Below are 25,026 nucleotides of genomic sequence, written 5' to 3' on the forward strand. Positions count from 1 at the left end.
GCGTGGCGGGCTCGCGAAACCTTGGCGGCTCGCGGATGGCGGAACGCCGGACGGTCCGGCGCACCGCCGCCTCTATTTGGGGCCGGAGCGGCCGATGCGCAACCGTTCCGGCGGATCACCCGGCTCCCGGCGCCCGATGGGGCAGATCGTGGATCTCCGGCTCATGGCCGGTGGCGCGGATATAGGCCAGCAGCCCGTCGCGTGGCACGGTGCTCGTCAGCGTGTTGACCAGCGGATGGACGTTGATCTCGGCATGGGCGAGGAGCCGGCGCTCGATCACGCACCGGACGCGCGCCGCGCGGTCATGAATGAGCGCCAGCGGGCTGACCGAGCCGGGCAGGATCCCGAGATGGGCGAAAAGCTGTTCGGCCGTGGCGAAGGAGAGCCGCCCCTTCGCGCCGATGATCTTGTCCATCGCCTTGAGGTCGAGCGGCGAATCCTCCTCGGCGGTGACGAGGAACAGGCTCCCGGCCTTGTCCTTCAGGAACAGGTTCTTGGTGTGTCCGCCGGCGATCTCGCCACGCAGCGCGCGCGATTCCTCCACCGTATGCAGGGGCGGATGCGCGCGCGTGTGGCAGGCGATTCCGAGCCGCGCCAGAAGCGCGAGGGCGGCGTTCTCGCCGGCCCCCGCAAGCTCGGGGAGGGATTGTGTGGCGGTTTGCGGCATGGCTCATCCGGAATGGCGGCTCCGCGCCGCAGAACGGACGAAGCCAGAATTGGTGCAAGGGCACTTGTCAGCGCCCGCGAGATCGGGCATAGAGCGCGCCTCCGGTGATTTCAACCGGGCATGGATGCGGGTGTAGCTCAGGGGTAGAGCACAACCTTGCCAAGGTTGGGGTCGAGGGTTCGAATCCCTTCGCCCGCTCCAGTTTCTCTCACACTATCCACTCGTTGCGCCCCCGCGCGGGTTTTCCGCGCGGCGATTTCGGCCGACGCTTGCGGCTTGCGCCGGAATCGGCGAAGCGGGGGAATGTCCGGTCTTCCGCCTCCTCCTTCCGGCACGACCCTGGTTCTCGGCGGCGCCCGCTCGGGAAAGTCCCGCCATGCCGAGGCACTCGCGCGCGAGACCGGCCGCGAGCGGCTCTACATTGCGACGGCCGAGCCGTTCGACGACGAGATGCGCGCGCGCATCGCCCGCCACCGCGCCGACCGCACGCGGGATGGCTGGACGACGCTCGAAATTCCGCGCGCCTTGCCCGAGGCGCTGGTCCGCGAATCCCGGCCCGAGCGCGTCCTGCTCGTCGATTGTCTCACGCTCTGGCTCAGCAATGTCCTGCTTGCCGGCGCCGATCCCGAGCAGGAAGGCGCAATGCTCGTTGCCGCGCTTGCGGCCGCGCGCGGTGCGGTGATCCTGGTCTCAAACGAGGTCGGGCTGGGGCTGGTGCCGGAGACGCCGCTCGGCCGGCGTTTTCGGGACGCGCAGGGGCGTCTCAACCAGCAGGTCGCGGCCATCGCGGCGCGGGTCCATTTCGTGGCCGCCGGCCTGCCGCTGGTGCTCAAGGGGGGCGTATCCGGGGCGGGCTAGGCCCCCGGCCCGGGGGGCGGGAGGAGCCGGCCTCAGGCGACCTTGGGCTGGGCATAGCCGAGCTTGCGGTTCAGCCCGTCGATCAGCGCCTCCGCGGCTTCGGCGATCACCGTGCCCGGCGGGAAGATCGCTGCCGCGCCGGCATCGATCAGCGCCTGGAAATCCTGCGGCGGGATGACGCCGCCAACCACGATCATGATATCGGGCCGGCCTTCCTTCTCGAGCGCCGCGCGTAGCGCCGGCACCAGCGTGAGATGCCCCGCCGCCAGCGAGGAAACGCCGATAATATGCGCCTGGCCCTGTACGGCCTGGGCGGCCGCCTCCTCGGGCGTGGCAAAGAGCGGGCCGATCTCCACATCGAAGCCGAGATCGGCGAAGGCCGAGGCGATCACCTTCTGGCCGCGGTCATGGCCGTCCTGCCCCATCTTGGCGACCAGGATTTTCGGGCGGCGGCCGTCATTCTCGGCGAAGGCGCGCGTCATGCCCGTCACGCGCTGCACGGCCGCGTTCTTCTCGCCGACCGTTTCGCGATAAACCCCGGAAATGGCGCGGATTTCCGCCCGGTGACGCGAGAAGGCGCGCTCAAGCGCGAGGCTGATCTCGCCGACGCTGGCCTTGGCGCGCGCTGCCGCCACCGCCAGGGCCAGCAGGTTGCCGCCTCCCTCCCGCGCCGCGCGTTCGAGCGCGTCGAGCGCGGATTTCACCGCGCCGGAATCCCGCTCGGCACGCAGGCGTTCGAGCTTGGCGATCTGGCGCGCCCGCACGGCGGCATTGTCGACCTTGAGCACGTCGATCGGCTTTTCGTCGGCGGGGGGATAACGGTTGACCCCGATAATCACCTGCTCGCCGGCATCGATGCGCCCCTGCGTGCGGGCCGCAGCCTCCTCGATGCGGAGCTTGGGAATGCCCGCCTCGATGGCCTTGGCCATGCCGCCGAGCTTCTCCACCTCCTCGATATGCCCCCAGGCGCGAACGGCAAGATCATGGGTGAGCTTCTCCAGCATGCGCGCCCCGCCCCAGGGATCGATGAAGCGGCAGGTGCCGCTTTCCTGCTGGATCAGGATCTGGGTGTTGCGGGCGATGCGCGCCGAGAAATCCGTCGGCAGCGCCAAGGCCTCGTCGAGGGCGTTGGTGTGCAGCGATTGCGTGCCGCCCTGCGTGGCCGCGAGCGCCTCGATGCAGGTGCGCACCGCGTTGTTGAACACGTCCTGCGCCGTCAGCGACCAGCCGCTTGTCTGGCAATGCGTGCGCAGCGGCAGCGATTTCGCGCTTTTCGGGTTGAAGCCCTTGACGATCCGCGCCCAGAGCAGGCGCGCTGCGCGCATCTTGGCGATTTCCATGAAATAATTCATGCCGATCGCCCAGAAGAACGAGAGACGCGGCGCGAAGCTGTCGATGTCGAGCCCTGCCGCAATGCCGGCGCGGATATATTCCAGGCCGTCCGCCAGGGTATAGGCCAGTTCGAGATCCTGGGTCGCTCCCGCCTCCTGCATGTGATAGCCCGAGATCGAGATCGAGTTGAACTTCGGCATTTCCTTCGCGGTGAAGGCGAAGATATCGGAGATGATGCGCATCGACCCTTCCGGCGGGTAGATATAGGTGTTGCGCACCATGAATTCCTTCAGGATGTCGTTCTGGATGGTGCCCGAGAGCTGGGCCGGCTTCACGCCCTGTTCCTCGCCTGCGACGATGTAGAGCGCCAGAACCGGCAGCACCGCGCCGTTCATTGTCATCGAGACCGACATCTGGTCGAGCGGGATGCCGTCGAACAGCGTGCGCATGTCGAGGATCGAATCGATCGCCACCCCGGCCATGCCGACATCGCCGCTGACGCGCGGATGATCGGAATCGTAGCCGCGATGCGTTGCGAGATCGAAGGCGATCGACAGCCCCTTCTGCCCGGCGGCGAGATTGCGGCGGTAGAAGGCGTTGGAATCCTCCGCCGTGGAAAAGCCGGCATATTGCCGGATCGTCCAGGGCTGGGTGACGTACATCGTCGGATAGGGGCCGCGGATGAAGGGCGGCAGGCCGGGAAAGGTGTCGAGCGTATCGAGCCCGGCGAGATCCGCCTCCCCGACGACCGGTGCGAGCGCGATTCCCTCCGGGGTCTGCCAGGGTGTCGCTTCCGCCGCGGGCGGGCAGAGCGCCGGCTTCAGCCAGTCGATCCGAGAGAAATCGGGCATCGTCATCGCGTTTCCTCCCATCGGTCGAGCGCGTCGCCGAGCAGCGCGAGGATATCACAGCTGGCGAAAAGGAAACGGTCGATGCCGGCGGCCCGCCAGGCCATCTCCGATTCGCCCGGCTTGCTCGCGAGCCAGAGGCATGCCGCGCCGGCTGCCTTCAGTGCGCGGGCGGCCTCCTCCGCCTCGGCGGCATAGCCGGAATCGGTGCCGCAAAGGCATGCGAGCGGCGTTCCGGCCTCCCGGAACGCCGCCGCGAGCGCAGCGAGATCGGTGCCGGCCGCGATTGCGAAGCCGTCATTGCCGAGGGCCGCGATGCCGCCGGCCTCGAAGGCGCTCCTGGCGAAGGTCGCACGGCTGTTGAAATCGGCAATCCGGCCGAGATTGGCGAGGAAGATCGCAGGTTTCCGCCCCGCTGCGGCGAGCCGCCCGGCGCGATCGCGGAGCTGCTCGAAGGGTTCCGCCAGCCGGCGGGAGGGAAAGCTTTCCTGACTGGTCGCCCAGCCGCCTTCCCGGCCGGCATGCGGCAGCGGCGCGAGCACCGATGCCGCCGCCTCGCCGAGATCGGGGAATTCGCTGATGCCGGTGATCGGCTCGCGGCGCGTCGCGAGATCGACCTCGCGGGCCTGACGTGTCTCGCGCACCAGCGTCGCGAGAAAGCCGTTGGCGAGCGCGGCCGGCAGTCCCGTCTCGCCCTGCGCGTGCTGGGCCTCGATCTGGCGGAGGAGCGTCCAGGCGGCCTCGCAGAGCCGGTCCGTCAGCGCCTCGATGGCGCCCGCCCCGGCGGCGGGATCGGCGAAACGGTGCAGCTGGCTCTCGTCCATCGCGATCAGGCCGGTATTGCGCGCGAGCCGGCGGGCGAAACCGTCGGGCAGGCCGCAGGCGGCGGTGAAGGGCAGGACTGCCACCGAATCCGCGCCGCCAAGGCCGGCAGCAAGCGTGGCGATGGTGTTGCGCAGCAGATTGGTGTGGCGATCGTCGCGGCTCAGCATCCGCCAGGCTGTCTCGGCATGGATGGCGATCGGCCGGGTTTCGAGACCCAGCACCGCCTCCACCCGCGCCCAGAGCAGCCGCAAGGCCCGAATTTTGGCGATGCCGAGAAACTGGTCGGCATCGACGGCGAGCGTGAAGGAGAGCCAGTGCCGAGCGGTTTCCGGCGCGATGCCCTGTGCCTCAAGCGCACGGAGATAGGCGAGCCCCTGGGTGATGAGCGCCGCGAGTTCCTGCGCCTCCCCGGCGCCGGCTTCGTGGAAGGGGCGGCCGTCGCAGCGCAGGAAGGGGCCGGTGAAGCCTTCGGTTTCGAGCTCGCCGATGATGCTGCGGATATTGGCCATGGCCTGCGCGAAGGTCAGCGGCATGCGGCCCGCCGCCGCCCAATCCGCCAGCGGTTGCAGGCCGAAATCCACCGTAACCGTGCCGCCGGGCAGCCGGCGCCGGCGGGCAAGCCCGGCAATCGCCTCGGCGCTGGCGCGGCCGCCGAACGGCGTCGATTCGAGCCGGAGCGCGATCAGATCGCAATGCACGTCGTGCAGCGCGCGTTCGAGCGTGATGGGGGCGTGGTCGGGCAGGCCGAAGCCGCGCGCGGCCGGTGCACCGGCGAAGGTCAGCGTCACCATATCCGCGCCGCCGAGAAGATCGTCGAGGATCTGGCGGTTGCCGCGCTCGGGATCGGGGTCGTCGAGCCGGGCGGCAATCCGCCAGCGGCCTGCGCCGCGCGCGCCATGAATCGGCTCGGCATCGGCGCGGCGCGGCAGCAGCGGCTCGATCGGAATTCCGTCGCGCGTGCGGCCGATCAACGCCCGCGTGAAGTCGCGACCCTTGAGCACGGCCTCGACGGCGGCGTGCCATTGAGCTTCGGTCGCGCGCGGAAAATCCCCGGCGAGGCGCATCAGGCGAACTCCATGATCACGGCATCGACTGCGAGGCTGTCGCCGGGCTTGGATTTCAGCGCCCGGATGGTGACGTCGCGTTCGGCACGCAGGACATTCTCCATCTTCATCGCCTCGACGATCGCCAGCGTCTCCCCGGCCTTGACCTCCTGCCCCTCGCTGACGGCGATGCTCTTCACGAGCCCCGGCATCGGGCAAAGCAGCGCTTTCGAGGTGTCGGCGCGCGTCTTCTCCGGCATCAGCGCGGCCAGTTCGGCCTCACGGCGGGTATAGACGCGGATCTCCGCCGCGGCGCCGCCCTGCGCGAGGCGGACGCCGTTGGGGATCGGCGTGACCTGGAACGCGAAGGCTTCCCCGGCGATCGTGCCGCGCCAGAGCGGGTCCCCCGGCTTCCAGTCCGAGGCAAGGACGAGGCGGGTCTCGGCGAAGGCGATGGCAAGCCCCTGCCCGTCCTCGACACGGAGATCGAAGCGCAGCGGCGTGCCGTTGCCAAGCAGCACGACACGGTCCTGTTCGAAGGCGAGCGGCGCGGCGCGCGGCATCTGGCCGGAAATCCGCCGCTTGCGTGTGTTGAGGACATGGTCGATCGCCGCTGCGACGGCCGCGAAACGCCGCGCCTGGTCACCCGCCGGCAGCGGCACCGCAAAGCCCTCGGGAAATTCCTCGGCGATGAAGCCGGTCGAGAGCCGGCCCTCCCGCCAGCGCGGATGCGCCATCAGCGTCGAAAGAAACGGGATGTTGTGGCGGATACCGTCGATCACGAACTCGTCCAGCGCCTCGGCCTGGGCGGCGATCGCCTCGGCGCGCGTGGGGGCATGCGTGACGAGCTTGGCGATCATCGGATCGTAGAACATCGAGATCTGCCCGCCCTCCTCGACGCCGGTGTCGTTGCGCAGGGTGACGGCGCCGGATTGCCCCTCCGCCGGCGGGCGATAGCGGATGAGGCGGCCGATCGAGGGCAGGAAATTGCGGCTCGGGTCTTCCGCATAGATGCGGCTCTCGACCGCCCAGCCCTTGATCGTGATGTCCTCCTGCCGGTGGCGGAGCGTCTCGCCGGCGGCGATGCGGATCATCTCCTCGACGAGATCGAGCCCGGTGATCATCTCGGTCACCGGATGCTCGACCTGAAGCCGGGTGTTCATTTCGAGGAAATAGAAGCTCTTGTCCTGGCCGGCGACGAATTCCACCGTGCCGGCGCTGTCGTAGTTCACGGCCCTGGCGAGCGCGACCGCCTGCGCGCCCATTTTCGCGCGGGTTTCCGCGTCGAGCAGTGGCGAGGGCGCCTCTTCCACCACTTTCTGGTTGCGGCGTTGGACCGAGCATTCACGCTCGCCAAGATGGATCACGTTGCCGTGCTTGTCGCCCAGCACCTGAATCTCGATATGGCGCGGGTTGACGATGAATTTCTCGACGAACATCCGGTCATCACCGAACGAGGCGGCGGCCTCGGAGCGCGAGCGCTCGAAACCCTCCTCGACCTCGCTCGCATTCCAGGCGATGCGCATCCCCTTGCCGCCGCCGCCCGCGCTCGCCTTGAGCATCACGGGATAGCCGATCTCGTCGGCGATCCGCCGCGCTTCCGCCGCGCTCGCGATGGTGCCGAGGAAGCCGGGCACGGTGGAAACGCCGGCCGCCGCGGCGGCCTTCTTCGATTCGATCTTGTCGCCCATCGCGGCGATCGCGCCCGGATTGGGACCGATGAAGGTGATACCGGCCTCCTTCAGCGCCAGCGCGAAGGCCTCGCGCTCGGAGAGGAAGCCATAGCCGGGATGCACGGCCTCCGCGCCGGTCTCCCTGCACGCCGTGAGGATCTTCTCGATGACGAGATAGCTCTCTGCCGCCGGCGCCGGACCAATGAACACGGCCTCGTCGGCCATCGCGACATGCATCGCGTCGCGATCCGCCTCGGAATAGACCGCGACGGTTCGGATGCCCATCTTCCGCGCGGTCTTGATGACCCGGCAGGCGATTTCGCCTCTGTTGGCGATCAGGATTTTTGTAAACATGGTTTGGCCTGATCCTTTGGAGCATTTTCAAGCGAAGTGGATTCCGGCTCGCATGAAGAAAATGCGATAAAGCAAAATACTAGAGCGGCATGTTGTCGTGTTTGCGCCAGGGCTGCTCGACCTGCTTGGTCCTGAGCATGGCGAGCGCGCGGGCGATGCGCGGGCGCGTCGAATGCGGCATGATCACCTCGTCGATATAGCCGCGTTCGGCGGCGACGAAGGGCGAGAGGAAACGATCCTCGTAGGCTTTCGTCTGCGCGGCGATCTCCTCGGCGCTTTTCCCCCGGAAGATGATCTCCACCGCGCCCTTGGCGCCCATCACGGCGATCTGCGCCGTGGGCCAGGCGTAGTTCACGTCACCGCCGATATGCTTCGAGGCCATCACGTCATAGGCGCCGCCGAAAGCCTTGCGGGTGATGCAGGTGACGAGCGGCACCGTGCACTGACTGTAGGCGAAAAGGAGCTTCGCGCCGTGCTTGATGAGCCCGCCATATTCCTGCGCCGTGCCGGGCAGGAAGCCGGGCACATCGACGAAGGTGACGATCGGGATCTCGAAGGCATCGCAGAACCGCACGAAGCGCGCCGCCTTGCGGCTGGCATCCGAATCGAGCACGCCGGCAAGCACCATCGGCTGGTTGGCGACGAAGCCCACCGTGCGGCCCTCGATGCGGCCGAAGCCGGTGATGATGTTGCCGGCGAATTTCTCGGAGATCTCGAAGAAATCGCCTTCGTCCACGACCTTGAGGATCAATTCCTTCATGTCATAGGGCTTGTTCGGATTGTCCGGCACGAGCGTGTCGAGGCTCATCTCGCGACGCTCCGGGCTGTCCGCCGAAGGCCATTCCGGCACGCCCTCGCGGTTGTTCGACGGCAGGAAATCGATCAGACGCCGCACCTGGAGCAACGCCTCGACATCGTTGTCGAAGGCACCGTCGGCGATCGAGGATTTCACCGTATGGACCGAGGCGCCGCCGAGCTCCTCGTGGCTAACGACCTCGTTCGTCACCGTCTTCACCACATCCGGGCCGGTGACATACATGTAGGACGTGTCGCGGACCATGAAGATGAAATCGGTCATGGCCGGGGAATAGACATCGCCGCCGGCGCACGGGCCCATGATGACCGAGATCTGCGGGATGACGCCGCTCGCGACCACGTTGCGCTTGAAGATGTCGGCATAGCCGGCGAGGCTCGCCACCCCTTCCTGGATGCGCGCGCCGCCGGAATCGAACAGGCCGATGATCGGCGCCCGCATCCGGAGCGCCATGTCCTGCACCTTCTTCACCTTCTCCGCATGGGTCTCGGAAAGCGAGCCGCCGAGCACGGTGAAATCCTTGGCGAAGACGAAGACCTTGCGGCCGTTGACCGTGCCCCAGCCGGTCACCACGCCGTCACCCGGGATCTTCGGCTGCCGGTCCATGCCGAATTCGACGCAGCGATGCTCGACGAACATGTCGAATTCCTCGAAGCTCGAATGATCGAGCAGCAATTCGAGGCGCTCGCGCGCGGTCAGCTTGCCCTTCTCGTGCTGCGCGGCGATGCGCTTCTCGCCGCCGCCGAGACGCGCCTCCGCGCGCCGGATCTCAAGCTTCTCGAGAATATCGCGCATTCCGGTCTCCCCGCAGCCCCGTTCTTGTTCGGATTGAGCGCATAAAGCGGCGCGTCAGGCAATGCTTCGTCCTTCCAGCGAAAATCGCGGATGACAAGCCGGTAAACTGGCGATAAGCAAATATTTGCAACTGCTCAAATTGAAGATCAGGCATGCGGGATCGCAAATTGTTCGTCGGGGCCGGGATCCGGCGGCTGCGCGAGAGCCGGGCGATGACGCAGGCCGATCTCGCGACGCAGCTCCGGATCTCCACGGCCTATCTCAGCCAGATGGAAACCAACCAGCGCCCGGTCTCGGCTGCGGTGCTCTACGGGCTCGGCCAGCTCTTCGGCGCCGAGGCGGGGCAGCTCGTGTCCGAGGATCCGGACCGGCTCGCGGCGGATCTGCGCGAGGCGCTGGCCGATCCGGTCTTCTCGCGCCAGGAGGCGAGCCATGTCGATATCCGGGCGCTCGCGCTTTCGGCGCCCTGGCTCGCGCATCGCTTCCTCGAACTGCATGCCGCATTCCGGCGCGCGCTCGATGCCGGCCCCGTGCCGAACCCCGCGATCCCGTTCGACGCCGCGCCGGGCGAGACGCCGCGTGATGTCAGCGCCCACCCTTTCGACGTGGTGCGCGACTTCTTCCACTACAACGACAATTACATCGACGACCTCGATCTTGCGGCCGAGCGCCTCGCCGCGCGCGCCTTCGACGGGCGCGGGCGCGATCTCGCGCCGTTCGTCGACTTTCTCCAGACCCGGCACGGCGTGCGTGTCCGCGATCTCCAGGATGACGATCCGCGCATCCGCATCTTCGATGCCAAGTCGCGCGTGCTGAGCCTCAACCCGGCGCTCGAGCCGACGACGCGCGGCTTCCATCTCGCCGCCCAGATCGCCCGGCTCGAGCATGGCGGCGCCATCGATGCCGCGGCGAACCACGCGACGCTGCGCACCCCGGAGGCGCGCGCCCTGGCGCAGGCGGCACTGACCAATTACTTTGCCGCCGCCCTGGTGATGCCCTACGGCCTGTTCGCGGCCGAGGCGAAGCGGACGCGGCACGATCTTGTGCGGCTCGGGCACCGGTTCGGCGCGAGCTTCGAGCAGGTCTGCCACCGGCTCTCGACGCTCCAGCGCAACGGCGCGCGCGGCGTGCCGGTCTATTTCGTCAAGCTCGACCGCGCCGGCAATATCGTGAAGCGGCATTCGGCGACGCGGTTCCAGTTCGCGCGGTTCGGCGGCGCCTGCCCGCTCTGGAACGTGCACGAGGCGTTCGAGACGCCCGACCGCATCCTTGTCCAGCAGGCCGAGATGCCGGACGGCATGCGCTATCTCTGCCTCGCGAAATCGGTGGTGAAGCCGCCGCGCTTCCATGGCGGGCCGGGCCAGCGTTATGCTATCGGCCTCGGCTGCGCGATCTCGGACGCGCAGCATTTCGTCTATTCCGACCGGATCGACATGCGCGGACGCACCGGTGTTGCGCGGGTCGGCATCAATTGCCGGCTCTGCGCGCGCATCGATTGCGCGCAACGCTCGGCGCCGCCGCTGTCGCGCCGGATCACGCTCGACCCGGACGCGCGTGCGACGCTGCCCTACGATATCCTGTGATCTGGCCCCGAGGCCGGCGGCTCACCAGTTCGGCTCCTTGCGCGTCGGATCGAAACGGCGCTTCAGGCCGGCCCAGCAATCGAGATATTTCGCGTCGATCGTCGGCAGGGTTGCCGCGAAATGCGTGAGCCGCTGCGGCAGGCGCGTCTCGAACATGAAGGCCAGGGTGCCTGCGAGCTTGTGCGGCACCATCGGCTCGTTCGAGGCCTTCTCGAAGGCCGGCGCATCGGGGCCATGCGGCAGCATCATGTTGTGCAGGCTCATGCCGCCGGGCACGAAGCCTTCGGGCTTGGCGTCATAAACCCCATAGATGAGGCCCATGAACTCGCTCATGATGTTGCGGTGATACCAGGGCGGACGGAACGTGTTCTCCGCCACCATCCAGCGCTCGGGGAAGATCACGAAATCGATATTCGCCGTGCCGACCTCGCCGGAGGGCGAGGTGAGCACGGTGAAGATCGACGGATCGGGATGATCGAACTGGATCGCGCCGACCGGCGAATAATGGCGCAGATCGTATTTGTAGGGATAGTAATTGCCGTGCCAGGCGACGACATCGAGGGGCGAGGCCTCGAGATCGGTCACGAACATGTCGCCGCACCACTTGACATAGAGCGCGGCCTTGCCCGGCCGGTCCTCGTAGGCGGCGACGGGCGCCTTGAAATCGCGCGCATTCGCGAGGCAATTGGCGCCGATCGGCCCGCGCTCGGGCAGCGTGAGTGCCCCGCCGTAATTCTCGCAGACATAGGCGCGAGCGGGGCCGTCCACCAGTTCGCAGCGGAAGATCACCCCGCGCGGGATGACGCAGATCTCGCCGGGCTCGATCTCGATCACGCCGAATTCGGTCGCGAAGCGCAGCCGCCCTTCCTGCGCGACGATCATCATCTCGCCGTCAGCATTGAAGAAATATTCGTCAACCATGTTCGCGGTGACGAGCGCAATATGAGCGGCCATGCCGGTCTGGCCTTCCGCGTCGCCGGCGGTGATGATGGTGTGCAGGCCGGTGCGGAAGTTCAGCGCCGCGTCCGGCAGGGGGATCGGCATCCAGCGCATCTGGCCGATCGGCAGCGTCGATTCCTCGCGGTTCGGCGCGGTCCGGATCATGCCGGGATCGGTCTTGCGGTAGCGGCCCTGATGCTTCACGCCCGGCTGGATGCGGTAGAGCCAGGAGCGCTCGTTGGTCGAGCGCGGCGCGGTGAAGGGCGAGCCGGAAAGCTGCTCGGCATAAAGTCCGTAATTGCATTTCTGCGGGGAATTGCGCCCCACGGGCAGCGCCTCGGGCAATGCCTCGGTCTCGAAGGAATTTCCGAAGCCGGTCATGTAGCGCAGCTTCTGCTCGATTGTCGTCTTCGCGCCCTCGGCCGCGACCATTTTCGCGTGGACATTCATGGCGATTCTCGGGGTCTCTCGGGGTTTCTCAGGGAATTTCCTCGCCGGCGGCGGGTTGGCCGCCTTGTGCTGCCGGCAGGATGCCAGAACGGAGCCGCAAGGCAAGGAAATTCGTTGCTTGTGAAACCATCTTGCCAATGAGCGATCGCCATGGGCCCGGAATGCCGAAAGCGGGCATGAAAAAGGGCGGCCTGAGCCGCCCTTCCCGATCGTCCGACAGGTCAATGCGGGTCTGACCCGGCTTACTTGCCGGCGCCGTCCTTGCGGTCGGTGCGCTCGGCGATGCGGGCCGACTTGCCGCGGCGATCGCGCAGGTAATAGAGCTTTGCGCGGCGGACCTTGCCGCGGCGCACGAGCTTGATCGAATCGATATTCGGCGAATAGAGCGGGAAGACACGCTCCACGCCCTCGCCATAGGAGATCTTGCGCACGGTGAAGCTCTCGTTGAGCCCGCCGCCATTGCGTGCGATGCACACGCCCTCATAGGCCTGGACGCGGCTGCGCTCGCCTTCCTTGACCTTCACATTGACGATGACGGTGTCGCCCGGCTGGAAATCGGGGATCGTCTTGCCGGCGATGACGCGCTCGGCTTCCTCTTTCTCGAGGGTCGCGATGATATCCATGACAAAGACCTTTCCGTTTCGCCTGAGGCGGCGAGCGCTTCGGAACGCTGTTCTGAGTTGAGGCGCGGGCCATACACGAGAATGCCGGGCTTGTCACGCATCGCGGCCGGGTTTTTTCGCCGCGCGATCCGGTCCCGGCAGGTCGGGCCGCCGTTCCCGCGTGATCCGCTCGGCCTCGGCCCGGCGCCAGCGCGCGATCTCCGCGTGGTTTCCCGAGAGCAGGATCTCGGGGATCGTGCGGCCCTCCCAGGCGCGGGGGCGCGTGTAATGCGGGTATTCGAGCAGGCCCTGCTCGTGGCTTTCCTCGAGATCCGATCCCGCGCCGCCCATCACGCCGGGGATGAGCCGGATCACCGCGTCGAGCACCACCTGCGCGGCGGGCTCGCCGCCGGAGAGCACGTAATCGCCGATCGAGACCTCCTCGAGGCCGCGTGCTTCGATCACCCGTTCGTCGATGCCCTCGAAGCGGCCGCAGACGAGGATGACGCCCGGCCCGGCCGCCAATCGCCGCGCCTCGGCCTGCGTGAAGCGCCGGCCGCGCGGCGACATCAGCAGGCGCGGGCGCGGATCCTCCGGCGCGATGCTCGAATCGAGCGCGGCGGCCAGCACATCGGCGCGGATGACCATGCCGGGGCCGCCCCCGGCCGGCGTGTCGTCGACCGCGCGGTGGCGGCCGATGCCATGATCGCGGATATCCTTGAGCGCGAGGTGCCACAGGCCGCGCCTCAGCGCCTCTCCCGCAAGCGACATGCCGAGCGGGCCGGGGAACATGTCCGGCATCAGCGTGAGGACGAGGGCGGAAAACCCGGTCACGGTGCCGGATCCGGCGTCGGATCGTCGTTCTCCTGCCCGGGCTGCCCTTCACCGCCGGCGTCTTTCGCGGGCTCGGGCTTCATCAGGAAGGCGGGGTCGATGACGATCCGCCCGGCGGCGATGTCCACCCGCGGCGCCGCCGCCCTGGTGAAGGGCAGCAGCCAGGTGGCGCCGCCGGCCTCCGGGCGGATCTCCAGGATGTCGCCGGCGCCGAAATCATGCACGGCGGCGATGCGGCCGAGGCCGTCGCCGGCCTGATCCACGACCGCAAGGCCGATCAGGTCCGAATGGTAGAATTCCTCCTCCTCGGGCTCGGGCAGCATCGCCCGATCCACGAAGAGTTCGGTGCCGGTGAGAGTCCTCGCCCGGTCGCGATCCGTGATGCCGGCGAAGCGGACGACAAGCATGTCGTCCTTGAGGAGGCGGCCGGCCTCGATCTCGAACATGCGGCCATCGGCGGCGAAGAGCGGGCCGTAATCGTCGATCGCGAGCGGATCGGCGGTGAAGCTCTTCACGCGGCATTCGCCGCGCACGCCGTGCGGCGCGCCGATCACGGCCAGCACCACCCGCCGCTCGGGCGGCGGGAGCGTGGGCATGGGCTTCGGGCGGCGGGGCTTTGCCATTGCATCTCCCATCCGGCAGCGCAGGGCGTGCGGCCGCGCCGCATCTCTTTTGTGATGACGCCGGCCTTACTCGGCCGCCGCTTCGCCGGCCTTCTTGGCCCGTTCGGCGGCGCGCTCTTCCATCTTCTTGCCGGGCTTGGCCTTTTCCGGGTTGTTGCGCGCTTCGCGCTTCAGCACACCGGCCGCATCGAGGAAGCGGAGCACGCGATCGGTCGGCTGCGCGCCCTTGGCGATCCATTCCTTGGCCTTTTCGATGTCGAGCACCACGCGCTCGGCCGAATCCTTGGCCAGCATCGGGTTGTAGGTGCCGAGCTTCTCGATGAAGCGGCCATCGCGGGGGGCGCGGGCATCCGCGACGACGATGCGATAGACGGGGCGCTTCTTGGCGCCGCCGCGCGCAAGACGGATCTTCAGAGGCATGGGGTACTCCTGTGTTTGCTCTGTTCCGGATACGACATCATTTCTTTCTGAACGGGTTGAAGCCGCCGAGGCCCGGCAGGCCGCCACCGCCGAGGCCGGGAAGCCCCGGCTTGCCGAGGCCGGGCAGGCCGGGCGGCAGCTTGGCGCCGCCGGGCCCCGAGAGCTTCTCGATCTGCTTCTGCGCCTCGGCGAGGGCATCGGGCGAGACGCCGCCGGCCGGGGGCAGCTTCGAGGGGTCCGGCAATCCTCCGCCCGGAAATCCTCCGCCCAGGCCGAACATGTTCGCGAGGCCGGCCATCGGCCCACGCCCGCCCTTGCCGACCGCCTTCATCATGTCCGCCATGCCGCGATGCAGCTTGAGGAGCTTGTTGATCTCCTCCGCGCTGGTGCCGGAGCCGGCGGCGATGCGCTTCTTGCGGCTGTGCTTGAGGAGATCCGGGTTGCGTCGCTCGGCCGGGGTCATGGAATTGATGATCGCCACCTGCCGCGCCAGCATCCGGTCGTTGATGCCGGCGGCCTCCATCTGGCCCTTGGCCTTGCCGACACCCGGCAGCATGCCCATCAGCCCGCCAAGCCCGCCGAGCTTCTCCATCTGCCGGAGCTGATCGCGCAGATCCTCGAGATCGAAGCGGCCCTTGCGCATCTTCTCGGCCATCGCCAGGGCTTTTTCCTGGTCGATCGAGGCGGCGGCCTTCTCGACGAGGCTGACGATGTCGCCCATGCCGAGGATGCGGTTGGCGATGCGTGCGGGATGGAAATCCTCGAGGGCGTCCATCTTCTCGCCCGTGCCGATCAGCTTGATCGGCTTGCCGGTCACCGCGCGCATCGAGAGCGCGGCGCCGCCGCGGCCGTCGCCGTCGACGCGCGTGAGCACGATGCCGGTGATGCCGACGCGGCCATCGAAGGCGCGGGCGGTGTTCACCGCGTCCTGGCCGGTGAGGCTGTCCGCCACCAGCAGGATTTCGTGCGGATTCACGGCATCGCGGACGCGGACGACCTCCTCCATCAGTTCGTCATCGAGCGTCACGCGGCCGGCGGTGTCGAACAGCACGACATCGTAGCCGCCGAGCCGCGCGGCCTGCTCGGCGCGCCGGGCGATCTCGATCGCGTTCTGCCCCGCCACGATGGGGAGGACGTCGATCCCGTTGTCGCGGCCAAGCACGGCAAGCTGCTCCATCGCGGCCGGACGGCGCGTATCGAGCGAGGCCATCAGGATCTTCTTGCGCTCGCGCGCGGCGAGGCGTTTCGCGATCTTGGCGGTGGTGGTCGTCTTGCCGGAGCCCTGAAGGCCGACCATCAGGATGCCGACCGGCGGGGTCGCCTGGAGGTCGATCGGTGCGGCATCGGAGCCGAGGGTCGCGACCAGCTCGTCATGGACGATCTTGACGACCATCTGGCCCGGCGTGACCGATTTCACCACCTCGACGCCCACCGCGCGGGCGCGGACCTTGTCGGTGAAATCGCGCACGACATCGAGCGCGACATCCGCCTCGAGCAGCGCCCGGCGGACCTCGCGCATCGCCTCGGCGACATCGGCCTCGCGCAGCGCACCGCGGCGCGTCAGCGTGTCGAGAATGCCGGACAGGCGGTTCGAAAGGCCTTCGAACATCTCGGTCCCCAATTGAGCCGCAGCGCGGCGGGCGGTTTTACAGGCACGCCCCTTCGGACATGCCCCTCCAAGCACGAACGCGCCCGGGGGCGCATCGCGCTGCCGGGCGTGGACCTCCGGGGCCGGGGCCCCGGTCGGCGGATCGGATCGATCGCACCAGATTGGAGGCGGTCCCTTAGGCGAAAAGGCGCGACAGGTCAAGAAAGGTGGCGCGGTGCCCGGCTATTTCAGGAACACCACGATCTTCAGCTTCAGGCCGGGATCGTCGCTCTTCTCGGGAATGAAGGCGTATTCCTCGAGGAAGGTGCCGGTGGAGACGAGGTTCTTCTCGTCGAGATAGGCGGTGATCGCCTCGTAGGCGGTGTCGATCTCGTCATAGGCGCCTTCATGCGGGAAGCTGATGGCGCGCCCGGCGGGGGATTGTCCGGCCTCGAACCCGGCTTCCAGCGCCGTGCCGGCGGATGCGGGCGCCGCCAGCGGCAGCATCGCCTCGTAGGTGAAGCCGAGATCGTCGCTGTCGATGAAATGCGCCATGGGCTGCCCGGCGACGGCGAGGCCGAGCCGCTTCACCTCGGAATCGAGCCGGGCGATCGCCTGTTTCAGCGCCGTGAAGCCGTCGTCCCAGCTGCTCTGCCCCCTGAGCCGCAGGACCGGGCGGGCGGCGATCTCGCCGATCTCGCCGGCGAGGCCGTCATTGCCGGCCCGGCTGCCTTCGCCGGCGACCGGCGGTGGCGGTTCAGCACCCGCCGCCGGGGGAGCGGCGGGAGAAGGAGCAGCCGGGGCGGCTGGCGCCGCCACGGCCGGCGCGGGCGGGGTCTGCGCGAGGCTTGTCGTGCCGCTGGCGATCAGCGCGGCGAGCACGAGACCCCGCAAGCCGGCCAATCCTGCGATGCAACGCCGTTCTTCCGCCATGGCCGCTTCCCTGACCGCCGTTCCGCCGCCTGCGCGCCTAGCGCAGGACGGGGCGCGGCAATGTAACCCGAAACATCTGCGTGCGCACGCCGTCGATCGCGAAATCGTTGTCGTTGACGATGATCACTTCGTCCTGGGCGGTGACCGCGACCGCCTCGATGCGGCCCGGCAGGCCGGGAATCGTGTCGGTATCGAGCACCAATTCCTTCGCAAGCGGGGATAGTCCGCGCTCGCGCAGGACCTCGCGGCCGAGCTGCTCCAGCGTCGGGCGGGTCTCGGGCAGGTCGAGATCCGGCGGCACAAGCGCGGAATCGCCGAGTTCGACCGTGAAGAGGCGCGCCGTCCGGTCGATGCGTTCGACGATGAGGAGGCGGTTCTCGGCCAGGGCGACGATTTCGGTGATGCCCGCCTGAAGCTGGTTCCGGTCGCGCGCCAGTTCGGCATCGGCGCGGAAGGCGGAAGCCTCGTCGAGTTCGTAGAGATATTGCCCCGCGACGCGGCCGGTCTCGCGCTCGATCTTCCAGATCCGGACATGGCGGGAGGCGCGGGCCGCATCGGGATCGGGATTGGCAAGCGGCGATTGCATCGCGACGAAGAGATGCCGCTCGTCAGGCGCGAGGGCCAGGCCTTCGAGGCCGCGGCCGGGCAGGCGCTGGCGCAGGATTGCTGGCAGCACCGGGAAGATCTCGTAATCGGCATCCTTGAAATCGGCCTGGGCCCCGGCCGGGACGAGGCGGCGGCGGATCGCGCCGTCCGGCCCGACCTCGAGGAGCGAGGGGCCGAATTCCTCGGCGATCCAGAAGGTGCCGTCCTGCAGGCGCGCAAAACCCTCCGGATCGACGCCCGAAGGATCGAGCGGCAGCGGCTTTCCGTCGATTCCGTAGACGGGCTCCGGCCTGCCGGGCGGGCTGATCGGGCCGGGGCGGCCGGAGACCGGCTTGCCGGAACGCCCCTTGAGCGGAATGAAGACATTGATCCGCGCCACGTTGTCCGTGCCGATATCGACACCATAGATCGAGGGCACGAAGCCGGGCAGCGGGTTGATCCGGCCGCCGCGGTCGCCGTTGCAGATCTGCTCGGGTTCGAGCCCGATGACGCGCTTGGCCTCCTCGCACGCGATGGCGGGGCCGCGATCGGTCAGCAGCCAGATCCGCCCCTGCGCATCGCCGGGCTGGCGGAAGGCGGCGGAGCCCATCGCCACCGAGAGGTTGATCGCCTTGCCGTTGGGGAAGGTGACGACGCCGAGCGGAAGATTGGCGATCTGGATCGGTGTCGCGAGCGCGCGGAGCGGCGGCGTTTCCGGCGGCGGCGTATCCTGGGCCCGGGCGGCGCACAGGCACAGACCCGCGAATCCGGCCGCGAGGGCGCGCCGCGCGCGAATGCCCGTCAGGCGGGGTGCCGGAACCGCGATCTCGCGCCGCATCGATCTCTTGCGCCTACCTCTTGGGTCGAAAACGCTTGAGAACGTTTCCCCCGTTGCCGGAACCCGCTATACCGCTATTCGCATGCGCGGCGAAAGCAAGACAAGTCCCTGTTTTACAAATCGAAGGCCCGAGCCATGATTGCCGCGCGCGATCCATTCCCCGCTCCTGTTACGCCGATCCCGTTCCGGAAGATGCACGGTCTCGGCAATGATTTCGTCGTGATCGACGCGCGCGGGCACGCCTTCCCCGCTTCGCCGGCCCTGCTCGGCCGGATCGCCGATCGCCGCCTCGGTGTCGGCTGCGACCAGTTGATCCTGCTCGAACCCTCGGACCGCGCCGATGCCCGCATGCGCATCTTCAACCCCGATGGTGGCGAGGTTGGGGCCTGCGGCAACGCCACGCGCTGCATCGCCTGGCTGCTGGCCGCGGAGGCGGGCCGGGCGCAGGCGATCATCGAGACACGGGCCGGCCTGCTTCGGGCCACATTGGCGGAGGGCGTCGTCACGGTCGATATGGGTGCGCCCCGGCTCGGCTGGGGCGAGATTCCCCTTGCCGGGGCCGGCGCGGACACCGCGCGTGTTGCAATCGATGCGGCGGGCATCGACCCCGCCCTGCCGGGCTGGTTTTCGGCGGTGAACATGGGCAATCCGCACGCGGTGTTCTTCGTCGAGGATTGCGACGCCTTCGAACTCGCGCGGATCGGGCCGGCGCTGGAGACGCATCCGCTGTTCCCCGAGAAGGCGAATGTCTCGCTCGCAAGCCGCGCCGGGCCGGATGCGTTGCGCGTCCGCGTCTGGGAGCGGGCCGCCGGGGCGACGCTCGCCTGCGGCACGGCCGCCTGCGCGGTCGCGGTTGCGGCCTGGCGGCTCGGCCTCGTTCCGGAAGGGCCTGTGCGCATCCTGCTGCCCGGCGGCGTGCTGACCATCGCGCGCGGCGGGGCCGGCAGCGTGCTGATGACGGGGCCGGTCGCGACCAGCTTCACCGGCACGCTCGATCCGGCACTGCTGATCCTGCCGGAGGCGGCGGCATGAGCGAGGTCGTCACCCTCGGCTGCCGGCTCAACACCTTCGAGAGCGAGGCGATGCGCAAGGCCGCACGCGCCGCCGGCCACGAGGATCTCGTGATCGTCAATACTTGCGCGGTCACGGCGGAAGCGGTGCGGCAGGCGCGGCAGACGATCCGGCGCCTGAAGCGCGAGCGGCCGGAGGCGCGCATCGTCGTCACCGGCTGCGCGGCCCAGACCGAGCCGGAGACCTTCGCGGCGATGGCCGAGGTCGAGCAGGTGATCGGCAACGACGTGAAGCTCAGCCCCGAGACCTGGACCGGCCTTGTCCGCCCGGCGGGGCTTGGCGTCGCGGCGGCCGAGCGCGTCGTCGTCAACGACATCATGAGCGTGCGCGAGACGGCAGGCCACCTGATCGACGGGTTCGAGGGCCGCGCCCGCGCCTTCGTGCAGGTGCAGAACGGCTGCGACCATCGCTGCACCTTCTGCATCATTCCCTATGGGCGCGGCAATTCGCGCTCGGTGCCGATGGGGGGCGTGGTCGAGCAGGTGCGCCGGCTTGTCGCCGGCGGGTATCGCGAGGTTGTGCTGACGGGTGTGGACCTCACCTCCTACGGCGCCGATCTCCCCGGCGCGCCGACACTCGGCCATCTTGCCGAGGCGATCCTCAAGCATGTGCCGGATCTCGCCCGGCTCCGGATCTCATCGATCGATTCGATCGAGGCCGATCCGCGTCTCGTCGCGCTGCTGAAATCCGAGCCGCGGGTGATGCCGCATCTGCATCTCTCGCTCCAGGCGGGGGATGACCTGATCCTCAAGCGCATGAAGCGGCGCCACAGCCGCGCAGATTCGATCCGCTTCTGCGCGGAACTGCGCGCGGCGCGGCCGGATTTCGCGTTCGGTGCCGATCTCATCGCCGGGTTCCCGACCGAAACCGAGGCGATGTTCACGAACACGCTGCGTCTCGTCGAGGAATGCGGGCTCGCCTTCCTGCACGTCTTTCCCTATTCGCCGCGGCCCGGAACCCCGGCCGCGCGCATGCCGCAGGTGGGCAGGGCCGAGATCAAGGCTCGCGCCGCCCGGCTTCGCGCCGCGGGCGAAGCGGCGTTGCGGCGGCATCTCGACGCGCGGGTCGGTTCTGCGGGGATGGCGCTGGTCGAGCGCGACGGCCTCGGCCGGCTTGATGATTTCACCCCCGTGCGCATCGCCGGTGCGGCGGAACCGGGGTCGCTCGTCCCGATCCGCATCACGGGGCATGACGGGCGGGTGCTCGTTGGCGCGCCGGCCTCGTCCGGCCTGACGATCGCGGCGGAGTAGGCGATGAGCGACGAGACGAAACAGCCCGGCCTTCTCGGGCGGCTCTTCGGCCGCGGCCGCGAAGAGGCGCCGGCGCCGGCGGAACAAGCCCCGGCGGTTCGATTGTCGTGGTGGAAGCGGCTGAGCCTCGGCCTCGGCCGCACGGCCTCGCAGATCGGCGCCGGCATCACCGCCATCTTCACCACGCGCAAGCTCGACGCCGACACCCTCCAGGATCTCGAGGACGTGCTGATCCAGGCCGATCTCGGCGTCGAGGTCGCGGGGCGGATCGTCGCGGCGATCGGCCGCGACCGGTTCGACCGCGCGGTGAGCCCGGAGGAGGTCAAGGCGGCCCTGGCCGCCGAGGTCGAGAAGGCGCTGGCGCCGGTGGCGCAGCCGCTGGAGATCGATGCGGCCCGCAAGCCTTTCGTGATCCTCATGGTCGGCGTGAACGGGTCCGGCAAGACGACGACGATCGGCAAGCTTGCGGCGAAATTCCGCGGCGAGGGCCGTTCGGTGACGCTCGCGGCCGGCGATACGTTCCGGGCGGCGGCGATCGACCAGCTCCGCGTCTGGGCGGAGCGGACCGGTGCCGGCTTCGTCGCCCGCGACCAGGGCGCGGATGCGGCGGGGCTCGCCTTCGACGCGCTGGATCAGGCCCGCAGGGCGGAGACGGATGTCCTGCTGATCGATACTGCTGGCCGGCTCCAGAACAAGCAGGGGCTGATGGATGAACTCGCCAAGATGGTGCGGGCGATCCGCAAGCTCGACGCTGCGGCGCCGCACGCCGTGCTGCTGGTGCTCGACGCGACCGTCGGCCAGAACGCGATCAGCCAGGTGGAGGCGTTTCGCCAGATCGCCGGCGTGACCGGCCTCGTGATGACCAAGCTCGACGGCACCGCGCGCGGCGGCATCCTCGTGGCTCTGGCGGCGAAATTCGGCCTGCCGGTGCATTTCATCGGCGTCGGCGAAGGGATCGACGATCTCGAACCCTTCGCGGCGCGGGATTTCGCCCGGGCGATCGCCGGGCTCGACGAGGGCTGAGCTAGACCAGGCGCACGGCGATGGGCGTGACGCCGTCGATCTCGACGCGGATCGTCTGGCCGCGCGCGACCGCCGAAACCCCCTCCGGCGTCCCGGTGAAGATCAGGTCGCCGGGCTTCAGCTCGAAAAAGCGCGACAGGATGGCGATCTGCTCGGGGATCGACCAGATCATCGCGCCGAGCACCGAATCCTGCCGCGCGCTGCCATCCACGAACAGCCGGATGCGGGCTGCCGGGTCGGGCGCGGCGGCGGCCGGAACCAGCGGGCCGACGGGGCCGGATTGATCCGCCGCCTTGCCGATTTCCCAGGGGCGGCCGAGCGTCTTCGCCTCGGCCTGGCGGTCGCGCCGGGTCATGTCGAGCCCGGCGGCATACCCGAATACGCAGGCCATGGCCTGCGCCTCGGGAATGTCGCGGCCGCCCCTGGCGAGCGCCACGACCAGCTCGGCCTCGTGGTGGTAATCCGAGGTGCCCGGCGGATAGGCGATCGGCGTCTCGATTCCGGCCTCGACCGGCACGATCGCCTCCGCGCCCTTCATGAAGAAGAACGGCGGTTCGCGGTCGGGATCATGGCCCATCTCGCGGGCATGGGCGGCATAGTTCCGGCCGATGCAGAAGGCCCGGCGCACGGGAAAGCGCGCCGTACTCTCTGCCACGGCAAGGGTGGGACGCGGCTCGAGGACTGGAATGGCGGGAGCGTGCATGACAAATTCCGGAGTTGAGAGGCGCGCGCGAAGCGTTTAAGCGCCTGATCGGCGGGGCTTCTTCGTTACGCGACTTCGCCCGGGCGGCAAAGCCCGATCCCGCGCAACCAGGCAGGACGATGGCCGACACGACGCAACCGCATGCGAATCCGTTCCTCAAGCTCGCGCTGGAGATGGGGCCGCTCGTCCTGTTCTTCGCGGCGAATTCCAAGCCGCAATGGTTCCGGCCGGCGGTGGCGGCGGTTTTCGGCGAAGGCCTGGTCGCGGGCGCCAATGCCGGCATCCTGATCGCCACCGCGGTGTTCATGGTGGCGATGGCGGCTTCGCTCGCGATCACCTGGTCGCTGTTCCGCCGGCTTCCGGTGATGCCGCTCGTCTCCGGGGCGGTGGTGCTCGTCTTCGGAACGCTGACGCTTCTCCTCCAGGACGAGGTGTTCATCAAGCTGAAGCCGACGATCGTCAATGCGCTGTTCGGCGCCGTGCTGCTCGGCGGCCTCGCGTTGGGCAAGCCCCTGCTGCCTTATGTGCTCGAGGCGGTGTTCCATCTCGATGCGATAGGCTGGCGCAAGCTCACCTTCCGCTGGGGCGTGTTCTTCCTCGTGCTCGCCGCGCTCAACGAGCTCGTCTGGCGCACGCAGAGCACGGATTTCTGGGTGGCCTTCAAGGTCTGGGGCGTGATGCCGCTCACGATTCTCTTCACGCTCGCGCAGACGCCGATGATGCTGCGCCACGGTTTCGATCCGGACGGAAAGAAATGACGCCTCAGCGCGTGGCGAGCGCCCGGGTGATTTCCGGCAGCAGCCCGTTGCGGATCGAGTCGGGCGTCAGCGGCCCGACATGCTTGTAGAGAATGCGGCCGTCGCCGGAGACGAGGAAGGTCTCGGGCACGCCGTAGACGCCCCATTCGATCGACACCCGGCCCTCGCCATCAGCGCCGACAGCGGAATAGGGGTTGCCGAGCCGGCCGAGGAAGCGGCGGGCATTCTCCGGCCTGTCCTTCTGGTTGATGCCGAGGATCGTGAAGCGGCCGTCGCGGGCGAGGTCCATCAGCAGCGGATGCTCCTGATGGCAGGGCGCGCACCACGAGGCGAAAACATTGACCAGAACCGGCCGGCCGGTCGCGAGATCGGCCTGGCCGAAACCGGGAACGGGGCGGCCATCCCGGACCAGGCCTTCCACCGGCGGCAGCGCGAAGGCCGGGGCCGGCCGGCCGATCAGCGCCGAAGGCAGTTTCGTGGGGTCGCCGGTGAAGAGCCGCACGACAAAAACCGCCGCGAGGCCGAGGAACAGCGCGAGCGGCAGGAAGGCGAGGAGCCGCAGGCGGCGCCGCGGGCCGGTGCCGGCCGGGAGTTCCGGCGCGCTCATGGTGCGCGCAGATCCGGTGCGCGCGGACCCGCCGGGCCGCGGCCCGCCTCCAGGGCCGCGAGCCGCCGCCTGGCCGAGCGCCAGCCGAGGAGGCTCGCCCCGATCATCGCGGCGAGAATCAGGGCGGTCGCGCCGTAGGCCGCGAGGATGAAACCGGCATGCGACCCGGACATCAGCCAGCCCCTCCCCGTTCGGCGGCGACGATCTGGAGGCGCTCGATACGCCGCAGCGCAAGCTCGGTCTTCATGCGCAGGAGCATCAGCACGAGATGCAGCAGCAGGAAGGCGAGTCCCATCACCAGCAGCGGCACCAGCATCGAGGGATGGATGGTCGGCCCGTCGATCCGGAACACGGCGGCGGGCTGGTGGAGCGTATACCACCAATCGACCGAGAACTTGATGATCGGCAGATTCGCGGCGCCGACCAGCGTGAGGATCGCCACCGCGCGGGCGGCGCGCCCCGGCTCGTCGATCGCGCGCCAGAGCGCCATGATCCCGAGATAGACGAGGAACAGGATCAGCACCGAGGTCAGCCGCGCATCCCATTCCCACCAGGTGCCCCACATCGGCCGGCCCCAGATCGCGCCCGTCAGCAGGCAGATCAGCGTGAAGCCGGCCCCGAGCGGCGCGGCGGCCTTCTGCGCCACATCCGCCAGCGGATGCCGGAAGACGAGCGTCCCCAGCGCCGAGACCGCCATGCCGGCATAGGCGAACATCGCGAGCCAGGCGGCCGGCACATGGATATACATGATCCGCACCGTCTCGCCCTGCTGGTAATCCGCGGGTGAGGCGAAAAAGGCGCCGTGGAGCCCGAAGGCGAAGGCCGCGAGCGTCAGCACGGCCAGCGGCAGCAGCAGCCGGTCGGCCAGCGCGTTGAAAACGGCCGGATTGGCGAGCCGCATCCAGGCGGCGGGCGCCGGGGGCGCGGGCGGCGGGGCGAGGTCCATGGCCCTGACATAGGGGAAGCCGCGCCGTCGCGCAAACCACCCGGCACGACATGTCGCAGGGGGC

Annotated in this window: 22 protein-coding genes, 1 tRNA gene and 1 pseudogene; 7 read left to right on the forward strand and 17 right to left on the reverse strand. The window is 68.7% G+C overall.

The genetic code is table 11. The annotated features are described in order from the left end of the window. Window positions 1-115: 115 nt before the first annotated feature. Entirely contained in the window at window positions 116-667 is a 552-nt protein-coding gene (locus FWJ24_RS00735) for a prolyl-tRNA synthetase associated domain-containing protein (protein WP_150285870.1), read from the reverse strand. Between the two features lie 126 nt (window positions 668-793). Here FWJ24_RS00735 and FWJ24_RS00740 point away from each other — a divergent pair. After that, window positions 794-868, forward strand: a tRNA-Gly gene (locus FWJ24_RS00740). Between the two features lie 102 nt (window positions 869-970). After that, a complete protein-coding gene (gene cobU / locus FWJ24_RS00745) occupies window positions 971-1,525 on the forward strand; it encodes a bifunctional adenosylcobinamide kinase/adenosylcobinamide-phosphate guanylyltransferase (protein WP_150285871.1) in 555 nt (184 codons plus the stop codon). Window positions 1,526-1,557: 32 nt separating this feature from the next. Here cobU and scpA read toward each other — a convergent pair whose 3' ends face one another. From scpA to FWJ24_RS00765, 4 genes are all read right to left on the reverse strand, one after another. Beyond that, entirely contained in the window at window positions 1,558-3,708 is a 2,151-nt protein-coding gene (gene scpA / locus FWJ24_RS00750; protein ID WP_425468894.1) for a methylmalonyl-CoA mutase, read from the reverse strand. A 2-nt stretch (window positions 3,709-3,710) separates the two neighbouring features. Beyond that, a complete protein-coding gene (locus FWJ24_RS00755) occupies window positions 3,711-5,594 on the reverse strand; it encodes a methylmalonyl-CoA mutase family protein (protein ID WP_150285873.1) in 1,884 nt (627 codons plus the stop codon). After that, window positions 5,594-7,600, reverse strand: coding sequence for an acetyl-CoA carboxylase biotin carboxylase subunit (locus tag FWJ24_RS00760; protein WP_150285874.1), 2,007 nt, complete (start codon window positions 7,598-7,600; stop codon window positions 5,594-5,596). Before FWJ24_RS00760 ends, FWJ24_RS00755 begins: the two co-directional genes overlap by 1 nt. A gap of 79 nt (window positions 7,601-7,679) precedes the next feature. Then, entirely contained in the window at window positions 7,680-9,209 is a 1,530-nt protein-coding gene (locus FWJ24_RS00765; RefSeq protein WP_150285875.1) for an acyl-CoA carboxylase subunit beta, read from the reverse strand. Between the two features lie 152 nt (window positions 9,210-9,361). On the opposite strand from FWJ24_RS00765, the gene FWJ24_RS00770 reads away from it, so the two are divergent. Beyond that, window positions 9,362-10,792, forward strand: a complete 1,431-nt coding sequence (locus FWJ24_RS00770) for a helix-turn-helix domain-containing protein (RefSeq protein ID WP_150285876.1) — start codon at window positions 9,362-9,364, stop codon at window positions 10,790-10,792. A gap of 21 nt (window positions 10,793-10,813) precedes the next feature. On the opposite strand, the gene hmgA is transcribed toward FWJ24_RS00770, so the two are convergent. The 8 genes from hmgA to FWJ24_RS00810 all read right to left on the reverse strand — a co-directional run bounded on the left by hmgA (window position 10,814) and on the right by FWJ24_RS00810 (window position 18,604). Continuing rightward, window positions 10,814-12,163, reverse strand: a complete 1,350-nt coding sequence (hmgA, locus tag FWJ24_RS00775) for a homogentisate 1,2-dioxygenase (protein WP_246155518.1) — start codon at window positions 12,161-12,163, stop codon at window positions 10,814-10,816. Between the two features lie 260 nt (window positions 12,164-12,423). Continuing rightward, entirely contained in the window at window positions 12,424-12,804 is a 381-nt protein-coding gene (gene rplS, locus FWJ24_RS00780) for a 50S ribosomal protein L19 (protein ID WP_150285878.1), read from the reverse strand. Between the two features lie 93 nt (window positions 12,805-12,897). After that, a complete protein-coding gene (gene trmD, locus FWJ24_RS00785; RefSeq protein WP_150286606.1) occupies window positions 12,898-13,584 on the reverse strand; it encodes a tRNA (guanosine(37)-N1)-methyltransferase TrmD in 687 nt (228 codons plus the stop codon). Between the two features lie 29 nt (window positions 13,585-13,613). Further along, entirely contained in the window at window positions 13,614-14,213 is a 600-nt protein-coding gene (rimM, locus tag FWJ24_RS00790; RefSeq protein ID WP_150285879.1) for a ribosome maturation factor RimM, read from the reverse strand. Window positions 14,214-14,306: 93 nt separating this feature from the next. Beyond that, window positions 14,307-14,660, reverse strand: coding sequence for a 30S ribosomal protein S16 (gene rpsP, locus FWJ24_RS00795; protein WP_150285880.1), 354 nt, complete (start codon window positions 14,658-14,660; stop codon window positions 14,307-14,309). Window positions 14,661-14,697: 37 nt separating this feature from the next. Further along, a complete protein-coding gene (gene ffh, locus FWJ24_RS00800) occupies window positions 14,698-16,269 on the reverse strand; it encodes a signal recognition particle protein (RefSeq protein WP_150285881.1) in 1,572 nt (523 codons plus the stop codon). Between the two features lie 222 nt (window positions 16,270-16,491). Continuing rightward, entirely contained in the window at window positions 16,492-17,142 is a 651-nt protein-coding gene (locus FWJ24_RS00805; protein ID WP_150285882.1) for a GyrI-like domain-containing protein, read from the reverse strand. A 76-nt stretch (window positions 17,143-17,218) separates the two neighbouring features. Further along, window positions 17,219-18,604, reverse strand: a complete 1,386-nt coding sequence (locus FWJ24_RS00810; protein ID WP_150285883.1) for an esterase-like activity of phytase family protein — start codon at window positions 18,602-18,604, stop codon at window positions 17,219-17,221. A 135-nt stretch (window positions 18,605-18,739) separates the two neighbouring features. Between FWJ24_RS00810 and dapF the strand changes: the two genes are divergently transcribed. The 3 genes and pseudogenes from dapF to ftsY all read left to right on the forward strand — a co-directional run. After that, window positions 18,740-19,636, forward strand: a complete 897-nt coding sequence (gene dapF / locus FWJ24_RS00815; RefSeq protein WP_150285884.1) for a diaminopimelate epimerase — start codon at window positions 18,740-18,742, stop codon at window positions 19,634-19,636. After that, complete coding sequence (gene mtaB / locus FWJ24_RS00820) at window positions 19,633-20,925, forward strand: tRNA (N(6)-L-threonylcarbamoyladenosine(37)-C(2))-methylthiotransferase MtaB (protein ID WP_150285885.1); 1,293 nt, start codon at window positions 19,633-19,635, stop codon at window positions 20,923-20,925. The genes dapF and mtaB overlap by 4 nt, the downstream gene beginning before the upstream one ends. Window positions 20,926-21,033: 108 nt before the next feature. Beyond that, window positions 21,034-21,948: pseudogene (ftsY, locus tag FWJ24_RS00825) on the forward strand (signal recognition particle-docking protein FtsY); the annotation flags it as partial. Window position 21,949: 1 nt separating this feature from the next. Here the strand turns inward: ftsY and FWJ24_RS00830 are convergent. Continuing rightward, a complete protein-coding gene (locus FWJ24_RS00830; RefSeq protein ID WP_150285887.1) occupies window positions 21,950-22,651 on the reverse strand; it encodes a fumarylacetoacetate hydrolase family protein in 702 nt (233 codons plus the stop codon). A gap of 119 nt (window positions 22,652-22,770) precedes the next feature. Here FWJ24_RS00830 and FWJ24_RS00835 point away from each other — a divergent pair, with 119 nt between their 5' ends. After that, window positions 22,771-23,409: a septation protein A gene (locus tag FWJ24_RS00835; RefSeq protein WP_150285888.1), complete on the forward strand. Its 639-nt coding sequence runs from the start codon at window positions 22,771-22,773 to the stop codon at window positions 23,407-23,409. 4 nt (window positions 23,410-23,413) lie between these two features. On the opposite strand, the gene FWJ24_RS00840 is transcribed toward FWJ24_RS00835, so the two are convergent. From FWJ24_RS00840 to FWJ24_RS00850, 3 genes are read right to left on the reverse strand one after another with little or no spacing between them, the layout of a single operon-like run. Beyond that, window positions 23,414-24,016 carry a DsbE family thiol:disulfide interchange protein gene (locus FWJ24_RS00840; RefSeq protein WP_150285889.1) on the reverse strand — a complete coding sequence of 201 codons (603 nt, stop codon included), beginning with the start codon at window positions 24,014-24,016 and terminating at the stop codon, window positions 23,414-23,416. Then, entirely contained in the window at window positions 24,013-24,189 is a 177-nt protein-coding gene (gene ccmD / locus FWJ24_RS00845) for a heme exporter protein CcmD (RefSeq protein ID WP_150285890.1), read from the reverse strand. Before ccmD ends, FWJ24_RS00840 begins: the two co-directional genes overlap by 4 nt. Next, window positions 24,189-24,962 carry a heme ABC transporter permease gene (locus tag FWJ24_RS00850; protein ID WP_246155452.1) on the reverse strand — a complete coding sequence of 258 codons (774 nt, stop codon included), beginning with the start codon at window positions 24,960-24,962 and terminating at the stop codon, window positions 24,189-24,191. Before FWJ24_RS00850 ends, ccmD begins: the two co-directional genes overlap by 1 nt. Window positions 24,963-25,026: the final 64 nt, after the last annotated feature.

The organism is Rhabdaerophilum calidifontis (assembly GCF_008641065.1).
Classification (GTDB): domain Bacteria; phylum Pseudomonadota; class Alphaproteobacteria; order Rhizobiales; family Beijerinckiaceae; genus Rhabdaerophilum; species Rhabdaerophilum calidifontis.

Excerpts from the sequence above, each read along its gene's own strand:
- rplS (WP_150285878.1), bottom strand. The coding sequence starts at position 12,804 with ATGGATATCATCGCGACCCTCGAGAAAGAGGAAGCCGAGCGCGTCATC.
- cobU (WP_150285871.1), top strand. The coding sequence starts at position 971 with ATGTCCGGTCTTCCGCCTCCTCCTTCCGGCACGACCCTGGTTCTCGGC.
- FWJ24_RS00835 (WP_150285888.1), top strand. The coding sequence starts at position 22,771 with ATGGCCGACACGACGCAACCGCATGCGAATCCGTTCCTCAAGCTCGCG.
- trmD (WP_150286606.1), bottom strand. The coding sequence starts at position 13,584 with ATGCCGGACATGTTCCCCGGCCCGCTCGGCATGTCGCTTGCGGGAGAG.
- FWJ24_RS00810 (WP_150285883.1), bottom strand. The coding sequence starts at position 18,604 with ATGCGGCGCGAGATCGCGGTTCCGGCACCCCGCCTGACGGGCATTCGC.
- FWJ24_RS00735 (WP_150285870.1), bottom strand. The coding sequence starts at position 667 with ATGCCGCAAACCGCCACACAATCCCTCCCCGAGCTTGCGGGGGCCGGC.
- FWJ24_RS00830 (WP_150285887.1), bottom strand. The coding sequence starts at position 22,651 with ATGCACGCTCCCGCCATTCCAGTCCTCGAGCCGCGTCCCACCCTTGCC.
- scpA (WP_425468894.1), bottom strand. The coding sequence starts at position 3,708 with ATGCCCGATTTCTCTCGGATCGACTGGCTGAAGCCGGCGCTCTGCCCG.
- rpsP (WP_150285880.1), bottom strand. The coding sequence starts at position 14,660 with ATGCCTCTGAAGATCCGTCTTGCGCGCGGCGGCGCCAAGAAGCGCCCC.
- FWJ24_RS00770 (WP_150285876.1), top strand. The coding sequence starts at position 9,362 with ATGCGGGATCGCAAATTGTTCGTCGGGGCCGGGATCCGGCGGCTGCGC.
- FWJ24_RS00840 (WP_150285889.1), bottom strand. The coding sequence starts at position 24,016 with ATGAGCGCGCCGGAACTCCCGGCCGGCACCGGCCCGCGGCGCCGCCTG.
- hmgA (WP_246155518.1), bottom strand. The coding sequence starts at position 12,163 with ATGGTCGCGGCCGAGGGCGCGAAGACGACAATCGAGCAGAAGCTGCGC.
- FWJ24_RS00765 (WP_150285875.1), bottom strand. The coding sequence starts at position 9,209 with ATGCGCGATATTCTCGAGAAGCTTGAGATCCGGCGCGCGGAGGCGCGT.
- FWJ24_RS00850 (WP_246155452.1), bottom strand. The coding sequence starts at position 24,962 with ATGGACCTCGCCCCGCCGCCCGCGCCCCCGGCGCCCGCCGCCTGGATG.
- FWJ24_RS00760 (WP_150285874.1), bottom strand. The coding sequence starts at position 7,600 with ATGTTTACAAAAATCCTGATCGCCAACAGAGGCGAAATCGCCTGCCGG.
- mtaB (WP_150285885.1), top strand. The coding sequence starts at position 19,633 with ATGAGCGAGGTCGTCACCCTCGGCTGCCGGCTCAACACCTTCGAGAGC.
- ccmD (WP_150285890.1), bottom strand. The coding sequence starts at position 24,189 with ATGTCCGGGTCGCATGCCGGTTTCATCCTCGCGGCCTACGGCGCGACC.
- ffh (WP_150285881.1), bottom strand. The coding sequence starts at position 16,269 with ATGTTCGAAGGCCTTTCGAACCGCCTGTCCGGCATTCTCGACACGCTG.
- dapF (WP_150285884.1), top strand. The coding sequence starts at position 18,740 with ATGATTGCCGCGCGCGATCCATTCCCCGCTCCTGTTACGCCGATCCCG.
- FWJ24_RS00755 (WP_150285873.1), bottom strand. The coding sequence starts at position 5,594 with ATGCGCCTCGCCGGGGATTTTCCGCGCGCGACCGAAGCTCAATGGCAC.
- rimM (WP_150285879.1), bottom strand. The coding sequence starts at position 14,213 with ATGCCCACGCTCCCGCCGCCCGAGCGGCGGGTGGTGCTGGCCGTGATC.